At 62.2% G+C, this 22385-nt stretch carries 16 protein-coding genes; 5 read left to right on the top strand and 11 right to left on the bottom strand.

Annotated elements, in window-relative coordinates; all coding sequences use genetic code 11:
• Positions 1-63 precede the first annotated feature (63 nt).
• The gene (locus JO965_RS11085; protein WP_246776813.1) at positions 64-816 is read left to right on the top strand and encodes an SDR family oxidoreductase; all 753 of its coding nucleotides are present in this window, start codon (positions 64-66) and stop codon (positions 814-816) included.
• A 132-nt stretch (positions 817-948) separates the two neighbouring features.
• On the opposite strand, the gene JO965_RS11080 is transcribed toward JO965_RS11085, so the two are convergent.
• The 6 genes from JO965_RS11080 to JO965_RS11055 all read right to left on the bottom strand — a co-directional run bounded on the left by JO965_RS11080 (position 949) and on the right by JO965_RS11055 (position 7605).
• The gene (locus JO965_RS11080) at positions 949-1323 is read right to left on the bottom strand and encodes an SUF system Fe-S cluster assembly protein (protein WP_203444144.1); all 375 of its coding nucleotides are present in this window, start codon (positions 1321-1323) and stop codon (positions 949-951) included.
• A gap of 19 nt (positions 1324-1342) precedes the next feature.
• A complete protein-coding gene (locus tag JO965_RS11075; protein WP_203443672.1) occupies positions 1343-2578 on the bottom strand; it encodes a cysteine desulfurase in 1236 nt (411 codons plus the stop codon).
• Positions 2579-2696: 118 nt separating this feature from the next.
• The gene (gene sufD / locus JO965_RS11070; RefSeq protein WP_203443671.1) at positions 2697-4010 is read right to left on the bottom strand and encodes a Fe-S cluster assembly protein SufD; all 1314 of its coding nucleotides are present in this window, start codon (positions 4008-4010) and stop codon (positions 2697-2699) included.
• 1 nt (position 4011) lies between these two features.
• Complete coding sequence (gene sufC, locus JO965_RS11065; protein WP_203443670.1) at positions 4012-4764, bottom strand: Fe-S cluster assembly ATPase SufC; 753 nt, start codon at positions 4762-4764, stop codon at positions 4012-4014.
• A 129-nt stretch (positions 4765-4893) separates the two neighbouring features.
• Positions 4894-6366, bottom strand: a complete 1473-nt coding sequence (gene sufB, locus JO965_RS11060; protein ID WP_203443669.1) for a Fe-S cluster assembly protein SufB — start codon at positions 6364-6366, stop codon at positions 4894-4896.
• Between the two features lie 66 nt (positions 6367-6432).
• On the bottom strand, positions 6433-7605 hold the full coding sequence (locus JO965_RS11055) for a cysteine desulfurase family protein (protein ID WP_203443668.1): 1173 nt from the start codon (positions 7603-7605) through the stop codon (positions 6433-6435).
• A 232-nt stretch (positions 7606-7837) separates the two neighbouring features.
• On the opposite strand from JO965_RS11055, the gene JO965_RS11050 reads away from it, so the two are divergent.
• Positions 7838-8494 (top strand): alpha/beta hydrolase, encoded by a 657-nt coding sequence (locus JO965_RS11050; RefSeq protein ID WP_203443667.1) that lies wholly within the window; start codon positions 7838-7840, stop codon positions 8492-8494.
• A 205-nt stretch (positions 8495-8699) separates the two neighbouring features.
• Here JO965_RS11050 and JO965_RS49175 read toward each other — a convergent pair whose 3' ends face one another.
• Entirely contained in the window at positions 8700-10826 is a 2127-nt protein-coding gene (locus JO965_RS49175; RefSeq protein WP_203443666.1) for a M10 family metallopeptidase, read from the bottom strand.
• A 278-nt stretch (positions 10827-11104) separates the two neighbouring features.
• Between JO965_RS49175 and tyrS the strand changes: the two genes are divergently transcribed.
• Both tyrS and JO965_RS11035 read left to right on the top strand, forming a co-directional pair.
• Positions 11105-12367 (top strand): tyrosine--tRNA ligase, encoded by a 1263-nt coding sequence (tyrS, locus tag JO965_RS11040; protein WP_203443665.1) that lies wholly within the window; start codon positions 11105-11107, stop codon positions 12365-12367.
• 72 nt (positions 12368-12439) lie between these two features.
• Positions 12440-12646 (top strand): DUF1737 domain-containing protein, encoded by a 207-nt coding sequence (locus JO965_RS11035; protein ID WP_203443664.1) that lies wholly within the window; start codon positions 12440-12442, stop codon positions 12644-12646.
• Between the two features lie 6 nt (positions 12647-12652).
• On the opposite strand, the gene JO965_RS11030 is transcribed toward JO965_RS11035, so the two are convergent.
• Entirely contained in the window at positions 12653-16120 is a 3468-nt protein-coding gene (locus JO965_RS11030; RefSeq protein ID WP_203443663.1) for a DUF3971 domain-containing protein, read from the bottom strand.
• 157 nt (positions 16121-16277) lie between these two features.
• Between JO965_RS11030 and JO965_RS11025 the strand changes: the two genes are divergently transcribed.
• Positions 16278-16742: a peroxiredoxin gene (locus tag JO965_RS11025; RefSeq protein ID WP_203443662.1), complete on the top strand. Its 465-nt coding sequence runs from the start codon at positions 16278-16280 to the stop codon at positions 16740-16742.
• 49 nt (positions 16743-16791) lie between these two features.
• On the opposite strand, the gene prfB is transcribed toward JO965_RS11025, so the two are convergent.
• The 3 genes from prfB to JO965_RS11010 form a co-directional block, all read right to left on the bottom strand.
• Positions 16792-17920 (bottom strand): peptide chain release factor 2 gene (prfB, locus tag JO965_RS11020; RefSeq protein ID WP_203443661.1). Its coding sequence is split into 2 segments (ribosomal slippage): positions 16792-17850 and positions 17852-17920, totalling 1128 coding nucleotides; the frame shifts between segments, so codons are not numbered across the junction.
• A 169-nt stretch (positions 17921-18089) separates the two neighbouring features.
• Entirely contained in the window at positions 18090-20534 is a 2445-nt protein-coding gene (locus JO965_RS11015) for a penicillin-binding protein 1A (protein ID WP_203444143.1), read from the bottom strand.
• A 109-nt stretch (positions 20535-20643) separates the two neighbouring features.
• A complete protein-coding gene (locus JO965_RS11010; RefSeq protein ID WP_203443660.1) occupies positions 20644-21888 on the bottom strand; it encodes an N-acetylmuramoyl-L-alanine amidase in 1245 nt (414 codons plus the stop codon).
• Positions 21889-22385 lie beyond the last annotated feature (497 nt).

Here is a 22385-nt window from a genome sequence, read left to right as displayed (position 1 = left end):
TTTGCGATCCCAATCCCGAGCATTGAGCTCATCAAGGAAAGGGACTCAGCTGTGACGACGCTCATGAACAAGACCGCCATCGTGACAGGGGCAAGCTCCGGAATCGGTCGTGCCACGGCACGACTGTTCGCGCAGGAAGGCGCGAACGTCATCGTGACGGCACGGCGATCCGATGCGCTGGACACGCTCGTCGCCGAGATCGAAAGAGATGGCGGGTGCGCCGTCGCTGTTGCCGGCGATATCAGCGACGAGGCTTTGGCTCAAACGCTCGTCGAGACGGCCGTGAGCCGTTTCGGAGGCCTCGACATCGCCTTCAACAATGCCGGCACGAACGGCGAGATGGGGCCGACGCCGGGCGTCTCGCTCGCCGGCTGGAACGAGACAATTGCGGTCAATCTCACGGCTGCTTTTCTGGGGGCGAAGTACCAGATCCCGGTCATGCTCGACCGCGGCGGAGGCTCGATCATCTTTACATCCACCTTCGTCGGCTACACGGCCGGAATGCCGGGTGTCGCAGCCTATGCAGCGAGCAAGTCCGGATTGATCGGACTCACGCAATCACTCGCGAGCGAGTTCGGCCCAAAAGGCATCCGCGTCAACGCCTTGCTGCCAGGCGGTACGGATACGCCCTTGGCGGAGGCCTGGGTCAGCACGCCTGAGGCATTGGCCTTCGTCGAAGGCCTGCATGCGCTGAAGCGACGGGCGCGGCCTGAGGAAATCGCCCGCTCGGCGCTCTACCTCGCTTCGGATGCATCGAGCTTCACGACAGGCACGGCCATGCTCGTCGATGGAGGCGTTTCCATCAACCGGACGTGATCGGTCAATGCCGATCGCCCTCCCGTCATCCCCGGACTTGTTCCGGGGATCCACGCGTTTACGCCCTCAAAACGTGAGTGGCCGGGACGAGCCTGGCCATGACGCTAAAATTAATCGACGAGCCTCGAAGCCCTACCACATGTCGAGCGCGACACGGGCCTCATCTGACATGCGGCTCTGATCCCATGGCGGATCGAAGACCATGTTGACCTTGACGCTCTGGACGCCTTGGACCGTGGACACCGCGTTCTCGACCCAGCCCGGCATTTCGCCGGCCACCGGACAGCCCGGCGCGGTCAGCGTCATATCGATGGTGACGTTGCGGTCGTCGTCGATATCGACCCGGTAGATCAGGCCGAGCTCGTAGATGTCGGACGGGATTTCCGGATCGTAGACGGTCTTGAGCGCCGCGATGATGTCGTCCGTCATGCGGTCGAGTTCTTCCGGCGCGATCGCAGAGCCCGGGGACACCTGGGGCGCGTTGGGCCGATCCTGGGTTGGGGTCATGTCATTCACAGGTCAATCCTCAAGCAAACAGGGCTTCCGCCTTCTGCAGGGCTTCCGCCAGCTTATCGACTTCTTGCATGGTGTTGTAGAGGCCAAATGAGGCCCGGCAGGTCGAGGTCGCGCCGAAGCGCTCAAGCAACGGCATGGCGCAATGGGTGCCGGCCCGGACAGCCACGCCTTGCCGGTCGATGATGGTGGCGACGTCGTGGGCGTGTGCGTTCTTCATCTCGAAGGCCAGGATGGCACCCTTGCCCTTGGCGCGGCCGATGATCCGGATCGAATTCATGGCGCCGAGGCGCTCATGGGCATAGGCCGAGAGAGCCGCTTCGTGCGCCTGGATGTTCTCCCGCCCGAGCTGCATCATGAAGCGGAGGGCCGCGTCGAGCCCGATGGCCTCGATAATCGGCGGCGTTCCCGCCTCGAAGCGATGCGGCGGATCGTTGTAGGTAATCGCGTCCTGGCGCACCTCACGGATCATCTCGCCACCGCCGGAATAGGGCGGCATCTTCTCAAGCCATTCGCGCTTGCCGTAGAGAACGCCGATGCCGGTCGGGCCATAGACCTTGTGGCCAGTGAAGACATAGAAATCCGCATCGAGATCGCGCACGTCGACCTGGAGATGCACCGCGCCCTGAGCGCCGTCGATCAGCACTGGCACGCCGTGCGCGTGGGCGATGCGAATGATCTCCTTCGCCGGCGTCACCGTGCCGAGCACGTTCGACATATGCGTGATGGCGACGATCTTGGTGCGCGGCGTGATGAGCTTTTCGAACTCTTCGATGAGGAAATTGCCCTCGTCATCCACTGGCGCCCATTTGATCACCGCGCCCTTCCGCTCGCGCAGGAAATGCCATGGCACGATGTTGGAATGGTGCTCCATGATCGAGAGGATGATCTCGTCCCCTTCCCCGATCCCCATACGGCCGAAGGAGTCGGCCACGAGGTTGTAGGCTTCCGTCGCCGACTTGGTGAAGACGATTTCGTCGATGGATTCGGCGTTGAGAAACTCGCGCACGGTTTCCCGCGCACGCTCGAAGCCCTCCGTCGCCACATTCGCCATGTGATGCAGGCCGCGGTGAACGTTGGCATAGCCCGTCTGCATGGTGTTCACCATGGCGTCGATCACCGCGCGCGGCTTCTGCGCCGAAGCGGCGTTGTCGAGATAGACGAGCGGCTTGCCATAGACTTGGCTCGCCAGGATCGGAAACTCCGCCCGGATCGCTTCGACATCGTATGGCTTCACAGGAGCATTCATTGCCTAAACCGTTTCTCTGCCGTCATGGCCGGACTTGACCCGGCCATCCACGTCTTCCCACGTCGGCACGAAGCAAAGACGTGGATGCCCGGCACAAGGCCGGGCATGACGCGGAGAGTTATGCTCGCGCCGCCAGCCAGCCCTCGACCGTCTCGATGAGCGCCTCGCGGACGGTCTCGTTCTCCACGAATTCCAGCGCCTCGCCGAGGAACGCCTGAACCAGAAGGCTTTCGGCCTCGTTCTTCGGCAGGCCGCGGGCCATGAGGTAGAATAGGAGATCCTCGTCGAGCTGGCCGCAAGTGGCACCGTGGGCGCACTGCACGTCGTCGGCGAAGATTTCGAGTTCCGGCTTGTTGTTCATGGAGGCACCCTCCTCAAGGAGGAGCGCTGCCGACATCATGCGGCCGTCGGTCTTCTGGGCGTGATGCGGAACGATGATCTTGCCCTGGAACACGCCGGTCGCTTCGTTGTCGATGACGGTCTTGAACAGCTCGCGGCTCTCGCAATGAGGCGCAGCGTGCTCGACGACGAGGGTCGAGTCGCCGTGCTGCGTACCTTTGAGCATCGTCGCGCCGTTGACGCGCAGATTCGTGTTCTCGCCGTTGAGGATGGCGAAGACCTGATGCCGCGAGGTTGCAGCACCTACCGTCACGTTGATGCTGTTGAACAGGGACTCGCCGCCGATCTTGGCAGCGAGCGTCGACAGCGCGAGTGCCTTGTCGCCCTCGGCATTGACGCGCACGTGCTGCACATTGGTGCGATCGCCGGCGATCAGCTCCACCACGTCGTTCGGCTGGTGGTTGGCGCCGTTCGTGCTCTCATGCGTTTCGAGCAGGGTCACGGATGCGCCCTCCTCCACGACCACGAGAACGCGGGTCGCTGTGGCAACCGCCGAAGCGGCAGATGTCACGAAGCGCAGATGCACCGGAGCCTCGACAGGTCCAGCTACGCGGATCATGACGCCATCGGCCATGAAGGACGTGTTGAGCTGGTAGACCGGATTGTCGTTCGCCCACGGAACGGGGCTCAGCTTCGCGAGCCACTCGTGGCCGTTCGCCAGGGCCTCGGCCAGCGGCACGATCTCGACATTCTCCGGCAGAGCGTGGAAGTCCACTGCCTCGCGCATGAAGTGACCGTTCACGAACGGCACCTGAAGCGCGTTGACTCCGGCAAGCACCTTGGCACCTGCGAGGGCCGCCTTGGCCTCGTCCGCGGAAGGCGTGCCGGCAAAGGGCGCGACCTCGCGCAGGAGGGCGCGCAGATCGGTGTACTTGAACTCCTCGACCCGGCGATGCGGCAAGCCCTGCTGGGCGAAGTGCTCAAAGGCCTGAGCGCGCGACTCGGCCTCGCCGGGCAAGGCCGTCTTCGCGCTCTCGAAGGCCTGCGCCAGCGCGGTTTCCGCCGGCGTCTTCATGAGGGTGACGTCAGCCATGTTACGCGGCCTCGCTTTCCCGGTAATCGGCGTAGCCGTTCGCCTCGAGCTCGAGGGCCAGCTCCTTGCCGCCCGAGCGCACGATGCGACCGCCATGCATCACGTGCACGGTGTCGGGCACGATGTGGTTCAAGAGGCGCTGATAGTGCGTGATGACGAGGAAGGCGCGGTCAGGCGAGCGCAGAGCGTTCACGCCCTCGGACACGATGCGAAGCGCGTCGATGTCGAGGCCGGAATCCGTCTCGTCCAGAACGCAGAAGGACGGCTGCAGCAGCGCCATCTGCAGGATCTCCATGCGCTTCTTCTCGCCGCCGGAGAAACCGACATTGAGGGCGCGCTTGAGCATGTCCTTGGGAATCTCGAGCTGGGTGGCTGCGGCGTTCACGCGCTTGATGAAGTCCGGCGTGGTCAGCTCCTCCTCGCCGCGGGCCTTGCGCTGGGCATTGACCGCCGCCTTGAGGAAGGTCATCGTCGCGACGCCCGGGATCTCCAGCGGGTACTGGAAGGCCAGAAACACGCCGGCTGCGGCGCGCTGATCCGGCTCCATGTCGAGCAGGTTCTGGCCGTCGAGCAGGACCTCGCCGTCGAGGACCTCATAGTCCTCCTTGCCGGCGATCACATAGGACAGGGTCGATTTGCCCGATCCGTTCGGGCCCATGATGGCAGCTACCTCGCCCTTGTTCACGGTGAGGTTGAGGCCGTTGAGAATGCGCTTGTCCTCGATCTGGACAACCAGGTTCTTGATTTCGAGCATCTTTACACTTCCATCTGCATCATCCCGGGCGAGCGTAGCGAGACCCGGGATCGCTATCCGAATTGAACTGGCTTGGCCGATCCCGGCTCTTCGCTACGCTTCGGCCGGGATGACACCATTGGTTTTCGATTATCCCACCGAGCCTTCGAGCGAGATCGAGATCAGCTTCTGCGCCTCGACCGCAAACTCCATGGGGAGTTGCTGCAGAACGTCCTTTACGAAGCCGTTCACGATGAGCGCCGTCGCCTCTTCTTCCGAGAGGCCGCGCTGCTGGCAGTAGAACATCTGATCTTCCGAGATCTTCGATGTCGTTGCCTCGTGCTCGAACACGGCGCTGGCGTTCTTCGACTCGATGTACGGCACCGTGTGCGCGCCGCACTGGTTGCCGATGAGCAGCGAGTCGCAGTTCGTGAAGTTGCGCGCGCCGGTCGCCTTGCGGTGAGCGGACACGAGACCGCGATAGGTGTTCTCGGATTTGCCGGCCGCAATGCCCTTCGAGATGATCCGGCTCGTGGTGTTCTTGCCGAGATGGAGCATCTTGGTGCCGGAATCGACCTGCTGCTTACCGTTCGACACGGCGATCGAATAGAACTCGCCGCGCGAGTTGTCACCGCGCAGGATGCAGGACGGATACTTCCACGTGATCGCGGAGCCGGTCTCGACCTGGGTCCAGGTGATGACCGAATTCTTGCCGCGGCAATCGCCGCGCTTGGTCACGAAGTTGTAGATGCCGCCCCGGCCTTCGGCATCGCCCGGATACCAGTTCTGGACTGTGGAATACTTGATCTCGGCATCATCGAGCGCAATCAGCTCGACGACCGCAGCGTGAAGCTGGTTCTCGTCGCGCTTGGGCGCCGTGCAGCCTTCGAGATACGAGACGTAGGAGCCCTTATCGGCGATGATCAGCGTCCGCTCGAACTGGCCCGTGTTCTTCTCGTTGATGCGGAAGTAGGTCGACAGCTCCATCGGGCAGCGAACGCCCGGCGGGATGTAGACGAACGAGCCGTCGGTGAAGACCGCCGAATTCAGCGTGGCGAAGAAGTTATCCGTCACCGGCACGACCGAGCCGAGATATTGGCGCACGAGGTCCGGATATTCGCGGATCGCCTCGGAGATCGGCATGAAGATCACGCCGGCCTTCTTCAGCTCTTCCTTGAAGGTCGTGGCGACCGAGACGGAATCGAACACCGCGTCCACGGCGACCCGGCTCGAGGGCTCGACGCCCGCCAGGATCTCCTGCTCGCGCAGAGGGATGCCGAGCTTCTCATAGGTCTTGAGAATCTCCGGATCGACCTCGTCGAGGGATTTCGGCGCCGGGTTCTTCTTCGGCGCGGCATAGTAATAGATGTCGTTGTAGTCGATCTTATCGTACGACACGCGCGCCCAGTTCGGCTCCTTCAGCGTGAGCCAGCGCTTATAGGCATCGAGACGCCACTGGAGCATCCACTCCGGCTCGCCCTTCCGGCCCGAGATGAAGCGGATCACATCCTCGGAGAGGCCTTTCGGTGCCTTCTCCATCTCGACTTCGGTCTCGAAGCCGTACTTGTACTGATCGACGTCGATCAGACGGACCTGATCGATCGTTTCCTGCACTGCAGGCATTCGTCTCTCCCACCGCTCACGGCTTCAAGGGCCGCGGGTTGATGACATGGAAGTCGAACCGGCCAATCAGGCCGCGCTCGCCTTCCGCTTATATAAGGTGCCGACCACCCTTTCGCACGCCTCCGCAAAGCGGATCACGTCCTCATGTGTGGTCGACCACCCCAAACTCACACGCAGAACGCCCTCGGCAAGGGCGGGCTCCACGCCCATGGCGTCGAGCACATGCGATCGCTTGACCTTTCCGGACGAGCAGGCCGAACCGGAGGACAGGGCCACCCCTGCCAGATCGAAGGCGATCAATGCCGTCTCGGCCTTGAGGCCGGGTATGGCAAAGGCGACGGTATTAGGCAACCGCTCAGCTGCCGAAGCCACAATTAGTGCATCGGGCGCGATCCGGCGGACCTGCGCCTCGACCTCGTCCCGTAGCGCCCGAAGGCGCTGGGCTTCCTGCTTCAGACCCGCCAGCGCCAGCTCGGCCGCGGCGCCGAAGCCCGCGATGGCCGCCACGTTCTCGGTGCCGGCCCGAAAACCCTTCTCCTGCCCACCGCCGCGGATCAGCTTCTCGCCGATCTCGAACTGGTCGGAGGCCAGAATCACCGCCCCGATGCCCTTCGGACCACCGATCTTATGGGCAGACAGCGTGAGCACATCGACCCCAAGCGCGATGATGTCGACCGGGATCTTGCCGGCCGCCTGAACGGCATCGGTATGGATCAGGCCACCATGCTCGTGAATCAGGCGGGCCGCTTCCGCCACCGGCTGCAGCACGCCCGTCTCGTTATTGGCAAGCTGAACGGACACCAGAACCCGCTCATCGCCTGCCTTCTCCAGGTGGGCTTTGAGCCAGGCGAGATCAAGCATTCCGTGGGCATCGACAGGAATGTTCTCGACTGCGTCAACAGGAAAGCGATGGCCATTGAGGACACAAGGATGCTCGACGGCACCAACCAGAAGCCTTGTCACTCCGGTCTGGCCCACATGACGGAAGCTTGGCGTCAGAACCAGATTGGCAGCCTCGGTACCGCCACTCGTGAAGACGACGTTCTTCGCCCTGGCGCCGACAAGCTTGGCTACCTTCTCGCGGGCTGTCTCGATCTCGGCTCGGGCAGCGCGGCCCTCAGCATGAACGGACGAGGCATTTCCGGGAAGCTGGAGCGCGCGCAGAACGACCTCGGCCACCTCCGGCCGCAAGGGCGAGGTCGCGTTATGGTCGAGATAGGTACGCGGGCTGAACGTCATAGCTGCCCTGGGGCCTCACGAAATTCTTGCAATCGACCCTGGTTGCCGTGTTAAAGCACCGCAACCATCTGTCCAATGTTTCCCCCGATGCCGAAGCAGCTCGGGAAAATGAAACATTGAAACAATTTAGAATTATTCTAAGGGTCCTTTTATGAGGATCCACGGCCTGAAGTCAAGGTCGTCACGGGGTTTTCCCTCTCCCGATGGAGAGGTGATCAAGAGGTTCGCGTATATGCCTGAAGTCATCTTCACGGGTCCTGCCGGTCGCATCGAGGGACGTTACCAGCCTGCCAAGGAAAAAGGCGCTCCCATTGCCATCATCCTGCACCCGCACCCGCAATTCGGCGGGACGATGAACAACCAGATCGTCTACAACCTGTATTATGACTTCGTGAAGCGCGGCTTCTCGGTCCTGCGCTTCAACTTCCGCGGCGTCGGCCGCAGCCAGGGCGCCTTCGACCATGGCCAGGGCGAGTTGTCGGACGCCGCCGCCGCCCTCGACTGGGCCCAGGCGATGAACCCGGATGCCCGCGCCTGCTGGATCGCCGGCGTATCCTTCGGCGCCTGGATCGGCATGCAGCTCCTCATGCGCCGTCCGGAGATCGAAGGCTTCATCTCGATCGCCGCCATGGCGAACCGCTACGACTTCTCCTTCCTCGCCCCCTGCCCGTCCTCCGGCCTGTTCGTGCACGGCTCAGAAGACCGCGTGGCCCCGGTCAAGGACGTCGTCAGTGTGATCGAGAAGGTGAAGACCCAGAAGGGCGTGAAGCTCGAACACGCCGTGATCGACGGCGCCAACCACTTCTTCGACGGCCGCGTCGACGAGCTGATGGTGGCCGTGGACGAGTACTTGGACAAGCGGCTCGGGGCAACTGAGGAAGCGGCCTAGCGCATCGTACGGACCCAGAGGGCCGCGCCCGACGATGCGCCGCTTTGGGGATTGAGCATCGGATCGATCCCAAAAGTGCAAATCCACTTTTAGGTCCGATACTCTAAGGGGCCTCAGATCCCACCTCTGAAAACGAAAAGGCGCCGGCAAATCGAATGCCGGCGCCTTTTCGTTTTACAATAGCCGATGTCTTCGCTCCGCCGCTTTATACGAAGAGGAAGTGACTGGAGGTCAGAGCCAACCCCTTGGAAATCTCGGCGAACTTAATCTGCGCCCCTGCTCCCGAGCCATCCGCATCGTAGAACAGCTCGCCGGTCGCACTATTGTAGACGATCTGGCTAAACTGACCGCCAGCGGTAAGTCCAGCCTTGAAATTCCAATCCACAAGCGCTCCCCAGGAATAGGAATAGAGACCGGTAAAGATTCGGCTATCCAGCTCGATCTTATCCTCAAGGATGTTGAAATCACTGATCCGGTCAACATTGGAGACGCCGAGGGCGGTATCAAAGCAGAATTTGTCCGCTCCCTGTCCTCCGATCAGTTGATCTGAGCCTGCTCCGCCTGAAAGCCGGTCGCTTCCCTCGCCGCCCTCGAGCGCATCACCGCCGGTGCCGCCCTGCAGTGTGTCGTTGCCACCGAATCCCGATAGAGCATTGCCGGCCGTCGTCGCATCCGCCACCAGATAATCGCCATACTGCGAGCCCTGCAGGCCGCGGATGTCGATGTAGATATCGCCTGCTGCCTCGCCGGTGTTGAGCGCCTGGTTGGCCAGGTTGGCGGTCACGCCCGTGGCCGCGTTGGTATACGAGGCCCAGTTGAAGCCGGCGCCCCCGTCGAGGGTGTCGGCACCCCAACCGCCCTGCAGGATGTCGTCGCCGCCGATCCCCTTGAGCCAGTTCGATCCGGCGTTGCCGGCGAGCACGTCATGCCCATGGCTGCCCTCGACGTTCTCGATGTTGTCGTAAGTATCACCGGCGGCTGCGCCGCCGCCGCCCAGGCTGCCGTGATAGCCACGTCCGTCGGCGAGGCTGACGCTCACCCCGCCGGCCGCATCGGCATAGGACACCCAGTCGATGCCGAAGCTGCCGATCAGATGGTCGGTTCCCGCACCACCGAGCAGGGTATCGTCACCCATGCCGCCGTCGAGCGTGTCGTTGCCGCCTTTGCCGTTCAATACGTCACCAGCGCCAAGTCCTCGAAGGAAATTGTAGGCTTGATTGCCGAGGATCTGATCAGCGCCGCTACCACCGATGGCGTTCTCGATCAGTGAGCGGCTGTCTCCCTTAAACTGGAAAGCGTTATAGACGTTACCATTCACCTTTGCCTGACTGTTCACATTCGCGAGCTGTGCCTGGGAAAAGCGCGAGAACCCACCGGGGGCGAGATCGATCACCGTATCGGCGCCGTAATTGGACATGTCGTATGTGTCGATACCGCCGCCGTCCCAAATCGTTAGGAAGATGAGCCCTTCATTGGTCAGTCCCTGGCTGTAGCCGTTGATATACATCTCACCCGTGGACGAATTCCAACGATAGACCGTATCCCCGCTGTTCGTCGTAAAATCGGCACCATACATCGCTTGTAAGGCCGCAATGTCATACTGCATAAAGGACTGCGGACGATCCTCGGTATCGTTGTATGACATCACCGTATATTCGGTGCTGTCACGGGCAGCTGACATCTTAGGAATGCCGTTCGCATGATCATGGGAGTGTTTCAGGCCCAGCGAGTGGCCAAGCTCGTGCATGACCAGAGAATAAGCAGCAGTCCCCTTCGTGAAATGACTTTGTGACCCGACATTCAGCCATGTATCACCGCCATAGACCGGAACCCCGGGATAATAACCATGGTTGCGAGTGATGATTGAATTGGGCTGAAAGCCCCCGACCTGAACGTCGGCTCCATCCCGACCGACATATGCAATGCCGGTGTTCACATATCCTGCAACCGAGGCCATAGCGCTGTGAACGGCTTCCTCGCCCTTGGCCGAGAGACGGTAGAATCCCGATGCGCTCGGATTGAGCCAGCCGTAGTCTGACTTCGAGTCAGGCAGCGAATAGGTTATGGTAGCCTTGTTCCATTTGGAGCCGCCCATGAGCGCATTCACGTCATTATCGGCATGATTGGGCTTAAAATACTGAACTCCACCAAAGGACTGGGACGGGAATAGGTCGGCCATGGCCGAGAAAAATTTTAAGGGCAGCCCAGAAATGTTGTCGTCGAGCCAATTCCACACGGAATCAACTTGGTCGCCAATCCAGTCCCCAATGGCTTCGACTTGATCGACAACCCAATCGCCGGCAGATCTGAAGGCATCCGAGAACCAGGACATTGAACTCACCATAATTTAACAATGTTACATTAGCATATGACGCGGCCCAGCTTTGTCAATATACCGTTACGTTATGTGAGCTTTTATTCCTATGTAGCCTCGCATTCTTGTCGCTAAAGAGGATTCTGCGGGACACTAAAGTTCTAAGAGCCAATGAGGAGATCCGTGTGGGGGCGCGATCGATCCGGATCCATCTGTCGCCAAAACCGCGTGAAATCCTGGAATGAAACTGATAGAGGGTCGCCTCACATGCGACCAAGACTGATGAGAGAGACGCGATGAACGCGCCGAGATCCGAATTTCTGAAGGTGCTCACCGAGCGGGGGTTCATTCACCAGATCTCCGATCTGGAGGGGGTGGATGCTGCGGCCCTGGAGAACCGGCTGACGACCTATGTCGGCTATGACTGCACTGGCCCTTCCCTCCATGTCGGGCATCTCCTCTCGATCATGATGCTGCACTGGCTTCAGAAGACCGGGGCCGGCAAGCCGATCACGCTGATGGGCGGCGGCACGACCCGGGTGGGCGATCCTTCGGGCAAGGACGAGAGCCGCAGGCTCCTGACCGTCGAGCAGATCGAGGCCAACAAGGAGAGCATCAAGACGGTGTTCTCGCGCTTCATCTCGTTCGGCGAGGGCAAGACAGACGCCATGATGGCGGATAATGCCGAGTGGCTGACCAAGCTCAATTACATCGAGTTCCTGCGCGATGTGGGCCGGCACTTCTCGGTCAACCGGATGCTGTCCTTCGACAGTGTGAAGCTGCGCCTCGACCGCGAACACGAACTGTCGTTCCTGGAATTCAACTACATGATCCTCCAGGCCTACGACTTCGTGGAGCTCAACAAGCGCTATGGCTGCGTGCTGCAGATGGGCGGCTCGGATCAGTGGGGCAACATCGTCAACGGCATCGATCTCGGCCGCCGCCTCGGCACGCCGCAGCTCTACGCGGTCACCTGCCCTCTCCTGACCACAGCCTCCGGCGCCAAGATGGGCAAGACCGCCTCCGGTGCGGTCTGGCTCAACGCCGACATGCTGAGCCCCTATGATTACTGGCAGTTCTGGCGCAACACCGAGGATGCGGATGTCGGCCGCTTCCTAAAGCTCTTCACGATCCTGCCGATGGACGAGATCGCGCGGCTCGAGGCGCTTCCCGGTGCGGAAATCAACGAGGCGAAGAAGGTTCTCGCGACGGAAGCGACTGCCCTCCTCCACGGCCGCGAGGCTGCGGAACTCGCTGCGGAAACCGCCCGCAAGACCTTCGAGCAGGGCGCGCTGGCGGAAAGCCTGCCGACCGTCGAGATCGCGACCGATGTGCTCAAAGGTGGCCTCGGCATCCTGGCGGCGTTCGGGCCTGATTACGCAAAGCTCGTTCCGTCATCGAGCGAAGCCCGCCGGCAGGTGAAGAGCGGCGGCCTGAAGGTGAACGATCAGACCGTTTCGGACGAGCGCGGGACTTTGAGCCTGTCGGACGTCACGGCCGAGGGCGTGATCAAGCTGTCCTTCGGCAAGAAGAAGCACGTTCTCCTGCGCGCTGTGTGAGAACTGCTTTAATAATCTTGAAAGCCAAGAAAGTTATGGGTCTCCCGGCAACGTCGATGCTGGGAGACCCTCATGAAGTTGTTCCGCTATTTTACAGGACCCGATGATGCGAGATTTTGCGAACGGGTGACGGCTGCTTTGAACAGGGGTTGGGAATTATACGGCAACCCAACGCTCACCTATAACGAAGAGCAAAAGCGCGTGATCTGCGGACAAGCTCTCGTCAAAGAGGTGGAAGGCGTCGATTACACACCGGATATTGACCTGTCCCAACAATAGGACTTTCTAACGTTCCGGAACCACCGGCAGAGATCCCGTCTGCGGCTCCCCTCCCGCTCCGACGCCGAAGAGCCTGCGCAGGAATCCGGGAGCGACCGCCGAGAGCGGATTGACCGTCAGGGACGGCGAACTCGCCTGCCCGTTCAGCCGGAAATTGACGGCGAACAAACCTTCGTACTGGCTTCCGCCCAGAAGCGGCCCGAAGAGCGGTACCTGGGCAAAGACGTTGTTGAGACCATAGGCCGGCACGAAGGTCCCCGTGATGTCGAGCCGGTCACGGGCGTAATCGATAAAGCCCCCGAGCGTGAACCCGATCTGATTGCCCCAGATGGCAGCGTCCTTGAAATCAAGCCGTCCGGTGTTGCGGGTGAATTCGAGACGCGCCTTGGTGAACTGCACTTCGTTCACGTCCACGCGGACGGTCTGCGGATTGCCGGCTCGGTCTTGCCCGGCGATGATCTGGGTCTGGGTGGGAATGATCCGCCGGAGCGCCGGCTCATTGACCAGAGCAAACGACCGCAGAATGACATGCCCACCCTGCGGGCCGTCGCCCGTGGCAAGCTGGAGAATGAGATCGCCGCCGGACATCCGCCTGTAGACATCGGTGAAGCGCAGAAGCGCGCCGGCATCCTCCGCCTGAAGGATCACCACCTGACCGCCGCCATCCGGCAGAGTTCGCCCGATGATATCGGTCGCACCGAGCCGCCCCTTCATGTCGAGCTGGCGAAGGTTGTCCTTTCGCACGGAGGCTTTGATCACGGCGTTGGTGATCGCCTCCTCATTGTAGCCGGTGAGGATGTTGAGGTTCAGGTCGAGATCGAAATCCTTGCCGTCCTTCTGCGCAGTTGCATTTCGGCCGGACACGGCGGAACCCGTTGCCCCGCCTTTCACGAAGGGTCGTGCATCGCCCACATTGCCGCGGATCGTGACCTTGTAGACGTTGTTTGCGCGCTCGACTTGGGCGCGCATGTCGTCGCCGGGCGATAGCTTGAAGGTCGAGAGTTCGGCCTTCTCCAGGCTGCCCTCGCTTGAAAGCGTGGCATGGCCCTTCAACTGCACCGTACCGCTGTCGAGCTGCAGATCCCGGATCTCGTTGGTCGGCCCCTCGACCATGGTGAAGGACAGCTTCCCAGGCCGCCCGACCGGCTTCACCCAGCCGGGGATCAGTTGATCCACACCGGCCTTGGCGAGATCGGCTTCGACAAGGATGTCCGACGGAGCCGATGCGCCCAGAGGCAGGCTCGCCTTGAGCCCGATCATTCCGGTGAGTTGGGAGCCGAAGGAGAGGCCCCGCCTGCTGCGTGCTGCCTCATCGAGGGAGAACGCCACGCTGGCCTGCCCGCCCTGCCGGTTCTTCTGCAGATCGATGACAGCCGGACTGCCGGCGAGCTTGCCGTCGCCTTTGACCGCAAGATCGCCCCTGTCATAGGCAATCGTCAGGTTTGCGCCTTCCAGGCGATCCTTGCCGAAGAACTTGTCGACGGCGAAGTCGTTGACCGTTCCGCTGACTTTGAGAGGCAGGTCGGCGAAGGCGGGGATGTTGTGGGCGGCAAGGCCGATGCCGACGCGCAGATCGGTCTTTCCCTTCATCGTGGCGGGATCGATGTTGAAGCCGGCGATTTCCTTGATGCGCGGCTCAAGCAACAGGGCGCCCAGCCCATCGGCTCCGCCCGTGAGACGGAAATCGATGCGGGCCAAGGCACTGTCATCCCAATAATTGTCCAGGATGAACGCACCGTCGGAGGCGTTTAGGGAGCGGCCGCCCGCCATTTGGACCAGTCCTGTCGATGCGCGGACAGCAACTTTCCTGCCCGTCACATGACCGGTCACATTCATTCCCGAGATCGGCGGAAGGCCGTCTGCAACCTGGAGAACGCCATCGGAAATGGAAAAATCGATCTTCAGGGATTCATCAGGCGTCGGACCGCCCGTCACCGCCTTTGCGATGTCAGCACCCGTCATCGCCACCTTGAGATCGATGGATTCCAGCGCGCCCGCCGTCAGCTTGGACACAAGAAACCGGCGGACCGGGGGAGCAACAGCCTCGGGCCAGATGCGCAGGGCGGAGCGGATATTCGTCTTCTCGGCGCGCACATCCAGGTTCAAGCCCTTCGGATCCGCGGAGGCTCCCAGAAGACCGCTGATGCGGGCCGACAATTCGGGCCCTTTCAGCGTGACACTGTTGATCCTGACGCCGTCCGGGCCGGACAGATCCGCGGCGAACTCGCTGACCTGGAGGGGACGGTCTCCCGTTGCCGCGCCGGACCAAACGATATCGCGGCCATGAAGCGACAAATGCCACGGCTTGTCTGCGACGGGCGTCGCGAGGCGCCCCTGCAGGCGCAGCTTGGTATCCCCGCCCGTCAGGTCAAGCTCCTGGAGTTCGAGAGCCTTCTCGGCCTCGTTCCATTGCGCCTCGATCGTTGCCCGTTCGACCGGGAAGGGCGACGTGTCCTTGTCCTCGATCTGAAACGTGCCGGCATTGCTCTCGAGCCGTGTCTTCAGCTCCGTAACGCGGCCGTCCGCATAGGCGATATCGAAGCGCCCGGAGAATTCGAGGTCCGTGGTCGCCGGCAGCTCGGACGCCCCCGCGAGCAGCAGGATGTCCTTGATCGGCACTTCATTCGCGACCACGCCGGCCCGATAGGCGCCATCGCCTTCCACAACGGCATCGCCGTTGAGTTGCCAGGGGCCCTGATCTCCTTCGACCGTCGCGGCGAACTGCCGTCCTCCGTTCTCGGTCCAGTCAAAGGCGGCATCTACGCGTTGGAACCTGGCCCGCTCGCGACCGTCCGCATCGACGAAGACGAGGCGCGCATTGGTCAGCTGAGCTTGGCCGAGCGAGTTGAGGACGCTTCCTGGACCGACGATGAGTTCGAGCAGCGAACCGACAACGCCCGAGACCGGGGACGGCCCATTGACATCGAGAGCCAGCGACGCCGCGGCTTCCTTGGAAGGCTCAGACGTAACGGGCGGCGGAGCTGCCCCCGCATCTGTCTCAGCTGCCTGCACGGGCGAGAAGGCAAGCGAACCGTCGCGGTTGACGAGAACCCGTAATTGCAGGTCGCGCACCTCGATGGCTTTGGGCTGGAGGTTGGCCGTCAGAAGAGAAGTGAGATCGACACTCAGGATTGCATAAGGAGCCCGCAGCACGAGACCGCCGTCCGGAGCCCGGATGTCGAGGCCATTCGCCCGCAGGGCCGGCGAGCCCTCATGCAGCTCGATCGCCGTATTCCGCAACGTCACGTTCCAGCCGGGTCCGATGCGGGCCGCCAGGGCTTCCGCAACCCGCTCGGGCAGACGTCCGAAGCTCATGGGGGCTGCGGAAAGACGCAGATAAAGCAGGCCCAACGTGGCCGCCACGAGAACGACAAGCCCAAGCTTCACATAGAGAGTGCCACGAAGAATGCGCTTGAAGAGGCTCCGTTTGACCGGGTCTTGCCGGAACAACGTGGTACGAAATGGCAGCTTCATTCTTGTGACGTCAGGTGATCCGGTTTTGCGCTTGAGCGCTCATCAGGGAATCAGAGTAGAGACCTTAACCGTCTCGGGTGCCTCCCGCGACTGTCCCTGTCAGTCGTGCACACCCGAGGTTTCCAAACAATACATTCCGCCAAAAGGAAGGCGACTCATGTCTCTTACCATCGGAACCAAAGCTCCGGCCTTCTCCCTGCCTGCGACAGATGGTCGGGAGATCAGCCTGGAGGGCCTGAAGGGCCGCAAGGTCGTGCTGTATTTCTACCCCAAGGACAACACCAGCGGCTGCACCCTGGAGGCTAAAGATTTCCAGGCTCTCAGGAAGGATTTCTCGACCGCGGACACCGAGATCATCGGCGTCTCACCGGACTCGCTGAAGAGCCACGACAAGTTCCGCTCCAAATACGGCCTCGACTTCGCCCTCGCCTCAGATGAGACCAAGACCATGCTGGAAGCCTATGGCGTCTGGACCCAGAAGAGCATGTTCGGCCACAAATACATGGGTGTGGAGCGGACCACCGTGCTGATCGACAGCGAGGGCAACGTTGCCCATGTCTGGAACAAGGTGAAGGTGCAGGGCCATGCGGAGGAGGTACTAGCGGCCGCGAGGGCGCTGTGACATTCTCTCATAAAGAAAAGGCCCACTCGATCGAGTGGGCCTTCTTGTCTTAATCGATATCCTCGACCTCTGCACCACCGCCATAGACGCGCTGGGCGAGCGAGGCTTCCATGAAGGGATCGAGGTCGCCGTCGAGCACGTCCTGCGGGCTCGTCGATTGGGTGCCTGTGCGCAGGTCCTTCACCATCTGATAGGGCTGCAGCACGTAGGAGCGGATCTGATGGCCCCAGCCGATATCCGTCTTGGCGGCGGCTTCGGCATTGGCCTTCTCTTCGCGCTTCTTCAGCTCGGCCTCATAGAGACGGGCACGCAGCATGTTCCAGGCGGTGGCCCGGTTCTTGTGCTGCGAACGCTCCTGCTGGCAGGCCACGACGATGCCGCTCGGAATATGCGTGATGCGCACCGCCGAGTCAGTGGTGTTCACGTGCTGACCACCCGCGCCCGAGGAGCGGAACGTATCGATGCGGCAGTCGGATTCCTTGATCTCGATGTTGATGCGGTCATCCACCACCGGATAGACCCATACCGAGGCGAAGCTCGTATGGCGACGCGCGTTCGAGTCGTAGGGCGAGATACGCACGAGGCGATGCACGCCCGACTCGGTCTTGAGCCAGCCATAGGCGTTGAGGCCCTTGATCAGAAGCGTAGCGCTCTTGATGCCGGCTTCCTCACCGTCGGTGATTTCGAGAAGCTCGACCTTGTACTTCCGACGCTCGGCCCAGCGGGCATACATGCGCTGGAGCATGTTGGCCCAGTCCTGGCTTTCCGTGCCGCCGGCACCCGAATGCACTTCCACATAGGTGTCGTTGCCATCCGCCTCGCCCGAGAGCAGGGTCTCGACCTGACGGCGGGCAGCCTCGGCCTGAAGGTCGCGGATGGCCTCCTCGCCTTCCTTAATCGTCCCCTCGTCCTCCTCGGCCTCGCCAAGTTCGATCAGGGTGATGGCGTCTTCGAGCTCCTGCTCGAGCCGCTTCACGGCCGAGATCTGATCCTCAAGTGAGGTGCGCTCGCGCATGACTTTCTGCGCGGCGTCCGCATCGTTCCAGAGGTTGGGATCCTCGGCCTGGGCGTTCAGTTCTGCGAGGCGTCGCTGGGCAGTATCCCAGTCAAAGATGCCTCCTCAGCAGCCCGACTGACTGCTTGGTCTCTTCTACGAGATGTTGGATTTCGGCGCGCATCGTTTCTTTGCTGTCCGTGCCTGTGATGACGGGGTCTTAAGGGGAGCCCTGCATCGTGTAAAGGAGCCCGCACATCAAAACTGACGGATTGCTCCCGACTGAAAATACAGCCGAGGAACAATCCGTTTTCGCTGTGTGATGAGCGTTTTCTATATGGGAGCGGGACCGCTCAATACAATCCGCCGGTGCCCACGCCCACGGCCTGGCGGGGCGAACCCGGCCCACCCTGATACTCGACCTGAGGCATTTCCTCAGGCTCCGGCGGCACGTATTGCGGCGGCGACTGGCCGGGCTTGAAGGCTTCGAGAATCGTGCCTCCGCCCTCACCGCCTACGCGGGTGCCGCTGGCGGCATTGACGCGGATCAGCTTGATGCCTGCCGGCACGCGGAACGGCGTCGCCGGCTTGTCCTTGAGCGCCAGTTGCATGAAATCGCGGAAGACCGGCGCGGCGTACTGGCCGGCCGTGGCCGCGCTGCCCAGCGACTTCGGCTGGTCGTAGCCGAGGAATACGCCGACGGCGAGATCGGGCGAGAAGCCGACGAACCAAACATCCTTGGCGTCGTTGGTGGTGCCGGTTTTGCCCGCGAGCGGCTTGCCGACGGCCTTGACGGACTGAGCCGTGCCACGCTGGACCACGCCTTCGAGGATCGAGGTCATCTGGTAGGCGGTCAGCGGGTCGAGCACCTGCTCCCGGGTCTCGGTCAGCTTGGGTGCAGCGCCGCCATCCCACTTTTCCGCATCGCAGGCGGTGCACTTGCGGTCGTCGTGGCGGTAGAGCGTCCGGCCGTTGCGGTCCTGGATCTGGTCGATCAGGGTCGGCTTGATGCGCCGACCGCCATTGACGAACATCGAATAGGCGGCCGTCATGCGCATGACCGTGGTCTCACCGGCGCCGAGCGACATGGAAAGCAGCGGCAGCAGGTCGTCATAGACGCCGAAGCGGCGGGCATATTCCGAGATGGCCGGCATGCCGACCTCGTTGGCGAGGCGCACCGTCATCAGGTTCTTGGAATGCTCGACGCCGTAGCGCAGCGTCCGCAGGCCGCCGGACTTGCCGTCGTAGTTCGACGGTGCCCAGGCTGCCTGACCGGGCCCCATGTCGAGCACGAAGGGCGAATCCATGATCTGGTTCGAGGGCGTATAGCCGTTGTCGAGCGCGGTCGCATAGACAATGGGCTTGAACGAGGAGCCTGGCTGGCGCATGGCCTGGATTGCGCGGTTGAACTCGCTCTGGTCGTAGGAGAAGCCGCCCACCATGGCATGAACGCGGCCCGTGTTCGGATCCATGGCGACGATGGCGCCCGAGATCTCGGGGATCTGGCGCAGTCGGAACTGGCCCGGCTTGTCGGCCAGCGGCTCCACATAGACCACGTCGCCCACCGAAACGGCGCGCTCCACCGGACGGCGGGTCCATTTCACGCCGTCCGCGGTCACAGCGCCCGTCTCGCGGTCCTTGACGATCTGACCGGAGGCCTCGCGCTTCGGCTGAAGGCCTACCTTGGCCTGTCCGCGAGCGACTTCCAGCACGACCGCCAGACGCCAGGGCTGCACGTCGCCCAGAACCGGCACTTCGGCCAGGGCCAGGCCCCATTCGCGACCGGCGAGATCGATCTTCTGCTGGGCCCCGCGCCAGCCGCGCGCCTCGTCGAAGCGCACGAGACCGTCGACCAGGGACTTGCGGGCCATGGCCTGCATCTTCGGATCGAGGGTCGAGCGGATGAGCAGGCCGCCCTCGTAGAGGGTCTCCTCGCCGTAACGCTCGGCGATGTCGCGCCGCACGCCCTCGGCGAAATAACCCGAGGCGATGCTGTTCGGCGAGACCACACGCGGCTTGACGTTGAGCGCTTCCTTCTTGGCCGCTTCGGCCTCCTCATTCGAGATGTAGCCGTTGGCGGCCATGCGCTCGATCACCCAGTTCCGACGCTCGACGGCGGCCTTGCGCTGGCGGAACGGGTGGTAGTTGTTCGGCCCCTTGGGCAAAGCGGCGATATAGGCGGCCTCCGCGATCGTCAGTTCGTGGATGGACTTGCCGAAGTAGTCGAGCGCCGCGGAGGCGATGCCGTGCAGGTTGCGGCCCGGAGTCAGGGTGCCGAGGAAGATTTCGTTGAGGTAGAGCTCGAGGATCTTGTCCTTCGAGAAGGTCGTTTCCATCCGCAGCGCGATCAGCGCCTCGCGGATCTTGCGCTCGTAGCTGCGCTCGTTGCCGACGAGGAAGTTCTTGGCGACCTGCTGGGTGATGGTCGAGGCGCCCTGCTCCCGCGCCCCGCCGGAGCGGAGATTGACCACGATCGCGCGCATCAGACCCTCGGGATCGATGCCCGGATGCTTGTAGAAATTCTTGTCCTCGGCGGAGAGGAAGGCCTCGATCACGAGCTTGGGCACGGCCTGGATCGGCACGTAGAGCCGGCGCTCACGGGCATATTCGGCGATCAGACTGCCGTCCGAGGCATGGATGCGGGTCATCACCGGCGGCTCGTAATTGGCGAGCTGGGCGTGATCCGGCAGATCCTTCGAATAGAACCAGAATCCATAGGCCAGCCCGACAGCGCCGATCAGGAAGAAGATCGCCCCAATGCTGAAGAGGAAGCCGAAAAATCGTAGGACGAAGCGCATCCGAAGGAGTTCCATGACGGCGCCCATGGCGCCCGTTTATGCAGATCTTGAAACGCGGACCCTCGTTACCCGATGAATCGCGCCCCCGCTACGGGTATCCACACTCTATCTATGGTAAAACTGCGGCAGTGCCCCTGCGGGCTAACCGCGCGGCGAAGAATCGGTCCACGGCCACCGACATGGCCGAGACCATTTTGGCGCGCCATTCCTCGGACATCAACAGGTCCAGATCCTTCTGGCTCGACAGATAGCCGAGCTCGACCAGAACGGAAGGCACGTCATGCGCCCGCAGCACCTGGAAACGCGCCTGCCGGTGGGGATTCTTGTTGAGGCGGGCGACGGAATCGAACTCGCCCACGAGACGGCTTGCGAAATTGTGGGAAAAGCCCCGCGTTTCCCTGAGCGTCAGCTCCATCAGGATGTCGGACACATCGTCCGGCATGTCGCCCGATTCGACGCCTGCCACCGCGTCCGCCTTGTTTTCACGATCGGCGAGGCGGGCGGAATCGGCGTCGGAGGCCCGCTCGGACCCGGTATAGACCGTTAGCCCCCTCACCTCCTGCCCGCCGGAAATCGAATCCGCATGGACGGAGATGAAGAGATCGGCCTGCGCCACACGCGCGGCGCGCACCCGGTCGCCGAGAGAGACGAATACGTCCTGGTCGCGTGTCATGACGATCTTGTAGCGACCACCTTCCTCAAGCTTCTTCTTCAGCCGCTGGGCGAAGGAGAGGACGAGCTCCTTCTCCATCACGTTACCTGAACCGGCCGCGGCACCCGGATCGATGCCGCCATGGCCGGGATCGATCATGATGACCGGCCGCGCATCCTTGGTTTCCGGGGTGATCGGCGCCGACGCTTCTTTCATCGAAGCTGAATTTTCGAGAGCCGCCTTGCGGAATTCGTCGCGCTCGGCACGGGAGAGCTCGATGGTCAGGATCGTCGCCGCGCCTGTGGCGTCGGGCGTCGTGGTCATGCCTGAGACCAAAGCGGGCTGCGTCAGCTCCATGACCACCCGGGAGCGGCCCGGTGCGAAAAGACCGTAGCGGTAGGAGGCGATGAGGCCTTCCTTGCTGCGCCCTGCGTCGCCTGGAAGATGGAAGGCGACCTCCGGCAGGTCGATGATGACCCGGTCCGGGCGCTCCATCAGCGAGACCTGCGCCGTCACAGCCTTCGACAGGGTAACCTTAAAACGGGTTTTCGCCCCTTCCGACTCGACCGACACGGCCGCGGCAATGGCAGGCGTTCCGGCCTTCGCATTGTCTCCGGCCGCGAAAGCGCGACCGATCCCCATGGCAATGATGATCGCCACGAGGCACGCGCTGACAAGGCGGATGAAGGGGAAAAGGTGCATGGATGATCGCTGAGGGGTCTCGCGTCCTTCCTATACTGATAGACGGCCTTTGGTTAACGGAACCTCACGTCGCACCGTGGTTTACCTGAACTCTGTTGCATTCATGGCACAGTGACACGGGATCTTGCCAAATGCCCCAATCGCTCTGTAATGATCTTGATCCCGTCCGGCATGGCCGAATCTGACGGCGGATCCGAAGGAGACGGTTGTGTTGACCGATCCTTCAGGAGACCCGTCACCCTCGACAGGCTCACGGACAGGACCATATGGCGACGCTTGTCGCCACTCGCCGATGGCCGGCTTCCGGCCCATCGATATCTACGAAAGGGCCGTGTCGGATGGTTGCGCACGCGAAGTCAGTTCTGACCTTCGTTTCTGCACCGTTCGAATCGCGCGTTTCATCCCGCGCACGCCCTGGCTTCAACCTTTCCGGCCGAGTGCCGGCCCAATTCAACCCAGAATGCGCCCGCATGCAGCGCATGATGGCGATCGACAGC

The sequence above is a fragment of the Microvirga sp. VF16 genome (assembly GCF_016864375.1).
In the GTDB taxonomy this organism is placed as follows: Bacteria; Pseudomonadota; Alphaproteobacteria; order Rhizobiales; family Beijerinckiaceae; genus Microvirga.
The sequence above is the reverse complement of the archived record's forward strand: the minus strand, read 5'-3'. Positions and strand labels throughout refer to the sequence as shown.

Coding starts and splice junctions, on each gene's coding strand:
- JO965_RS11050 (WP_203443667.1), top strand. CDS start 7,838: ATGCCTGAAGTCATCTTCACGGGTCCTGCCGGTCGCATCGAGGGACGT.
- JO965_RS11075 (WP_203443672.1), bottom strand. CDS start 2,578: ATGAATGCTCCTGTGAAGCCATACGATGTCGAAGCGATCCGGGCGGAG.
- JO965_RS11025 (WP_203443662.1), top strand. CDS start 16,278: ATGTCTCTTACCATCGGAACCAAAGCTCCGGCCTTCTCCCTGCCTGCG.
- JO965_RS11030 (WP_203443663.1), bottom strand. CDS start 16,120: ATGAAGCTGCCATTTCGTACCACGTTGTTCCGGCAAGACCCGGTCAAA.
- JO965_RS11085 (WP_246776813.1), top strand. CDS start 64: ATGAACAAGACCGCCATCGTGACAGGGGCAAGCTCCGGAATCGGTCGT.
- sufD (WP_203443671.1), bottom strand. CDS start 4,010: ATGGCTGACGTCACCCTCATGAAGACGCCGGCGGAAACCGCGCTGGCG.
- JO965_RS11010 (WP_203443660.1), bottom strand. CDS start 21,888: ATGCACCTTTTCCCCTTCATCCGCCTTGTCAGCGCGTGCCTCGTGGCG.
- JO965_RS11035 (WP_203443664.1), top strand. CDS start 12,440: ATGAAGTTGTTCCGCTATTTTACAGGACCCGATGATGCGAGATTTTGC.
- JO965_RS49175 (WP_203443666.1), bottom strand. CDS start 10,826: ATGTCCTGGTTCTCGGATGCCTTCAGATCTGCCGGCGATTGGGTTGTC.
- sufC (WP_203443670.1), bottom strand. CDS start 4,764: ATGCTCGAAATCAAGAACCTGGTTGTCCAGATCGAGGACAAGCGCATT.
- JO965_RS11080 (WP_203444144.1), bottom strand. CDS start 1,323: ATGACCCCAACCCAGGATCGGCCCAACGCGCCCCAGGTGTCCCCGGGC.
- tyrS (WP_203443665.1), top strand. CDS start 11,105: ATGAACGCGCCGAGATCCGAATTTCTGAAGGTGCTCACCGAGCGGGGG.
- sufB (WP_203443669.1), bottom strand. CDS start 6,366: ATGCCTGCAGTGCAGGAAACGATCGATCAGGTCCGTCTGATCGACGTC.
- JO965_RS11015 (WP_203444143.1), bottom strand. CDS start 20,534: ATGCGCTTCGTCCTACGATTTTTCGGCTTCCTCTTCAGCATTGGGGCG.
- JO965_RS11055 (WP_203443668.1), bottom strand. CDS start 7,605: ATGACGTTCAGCCCGCGTACCTATCTCGACCATAACGCGACCTCGCCC.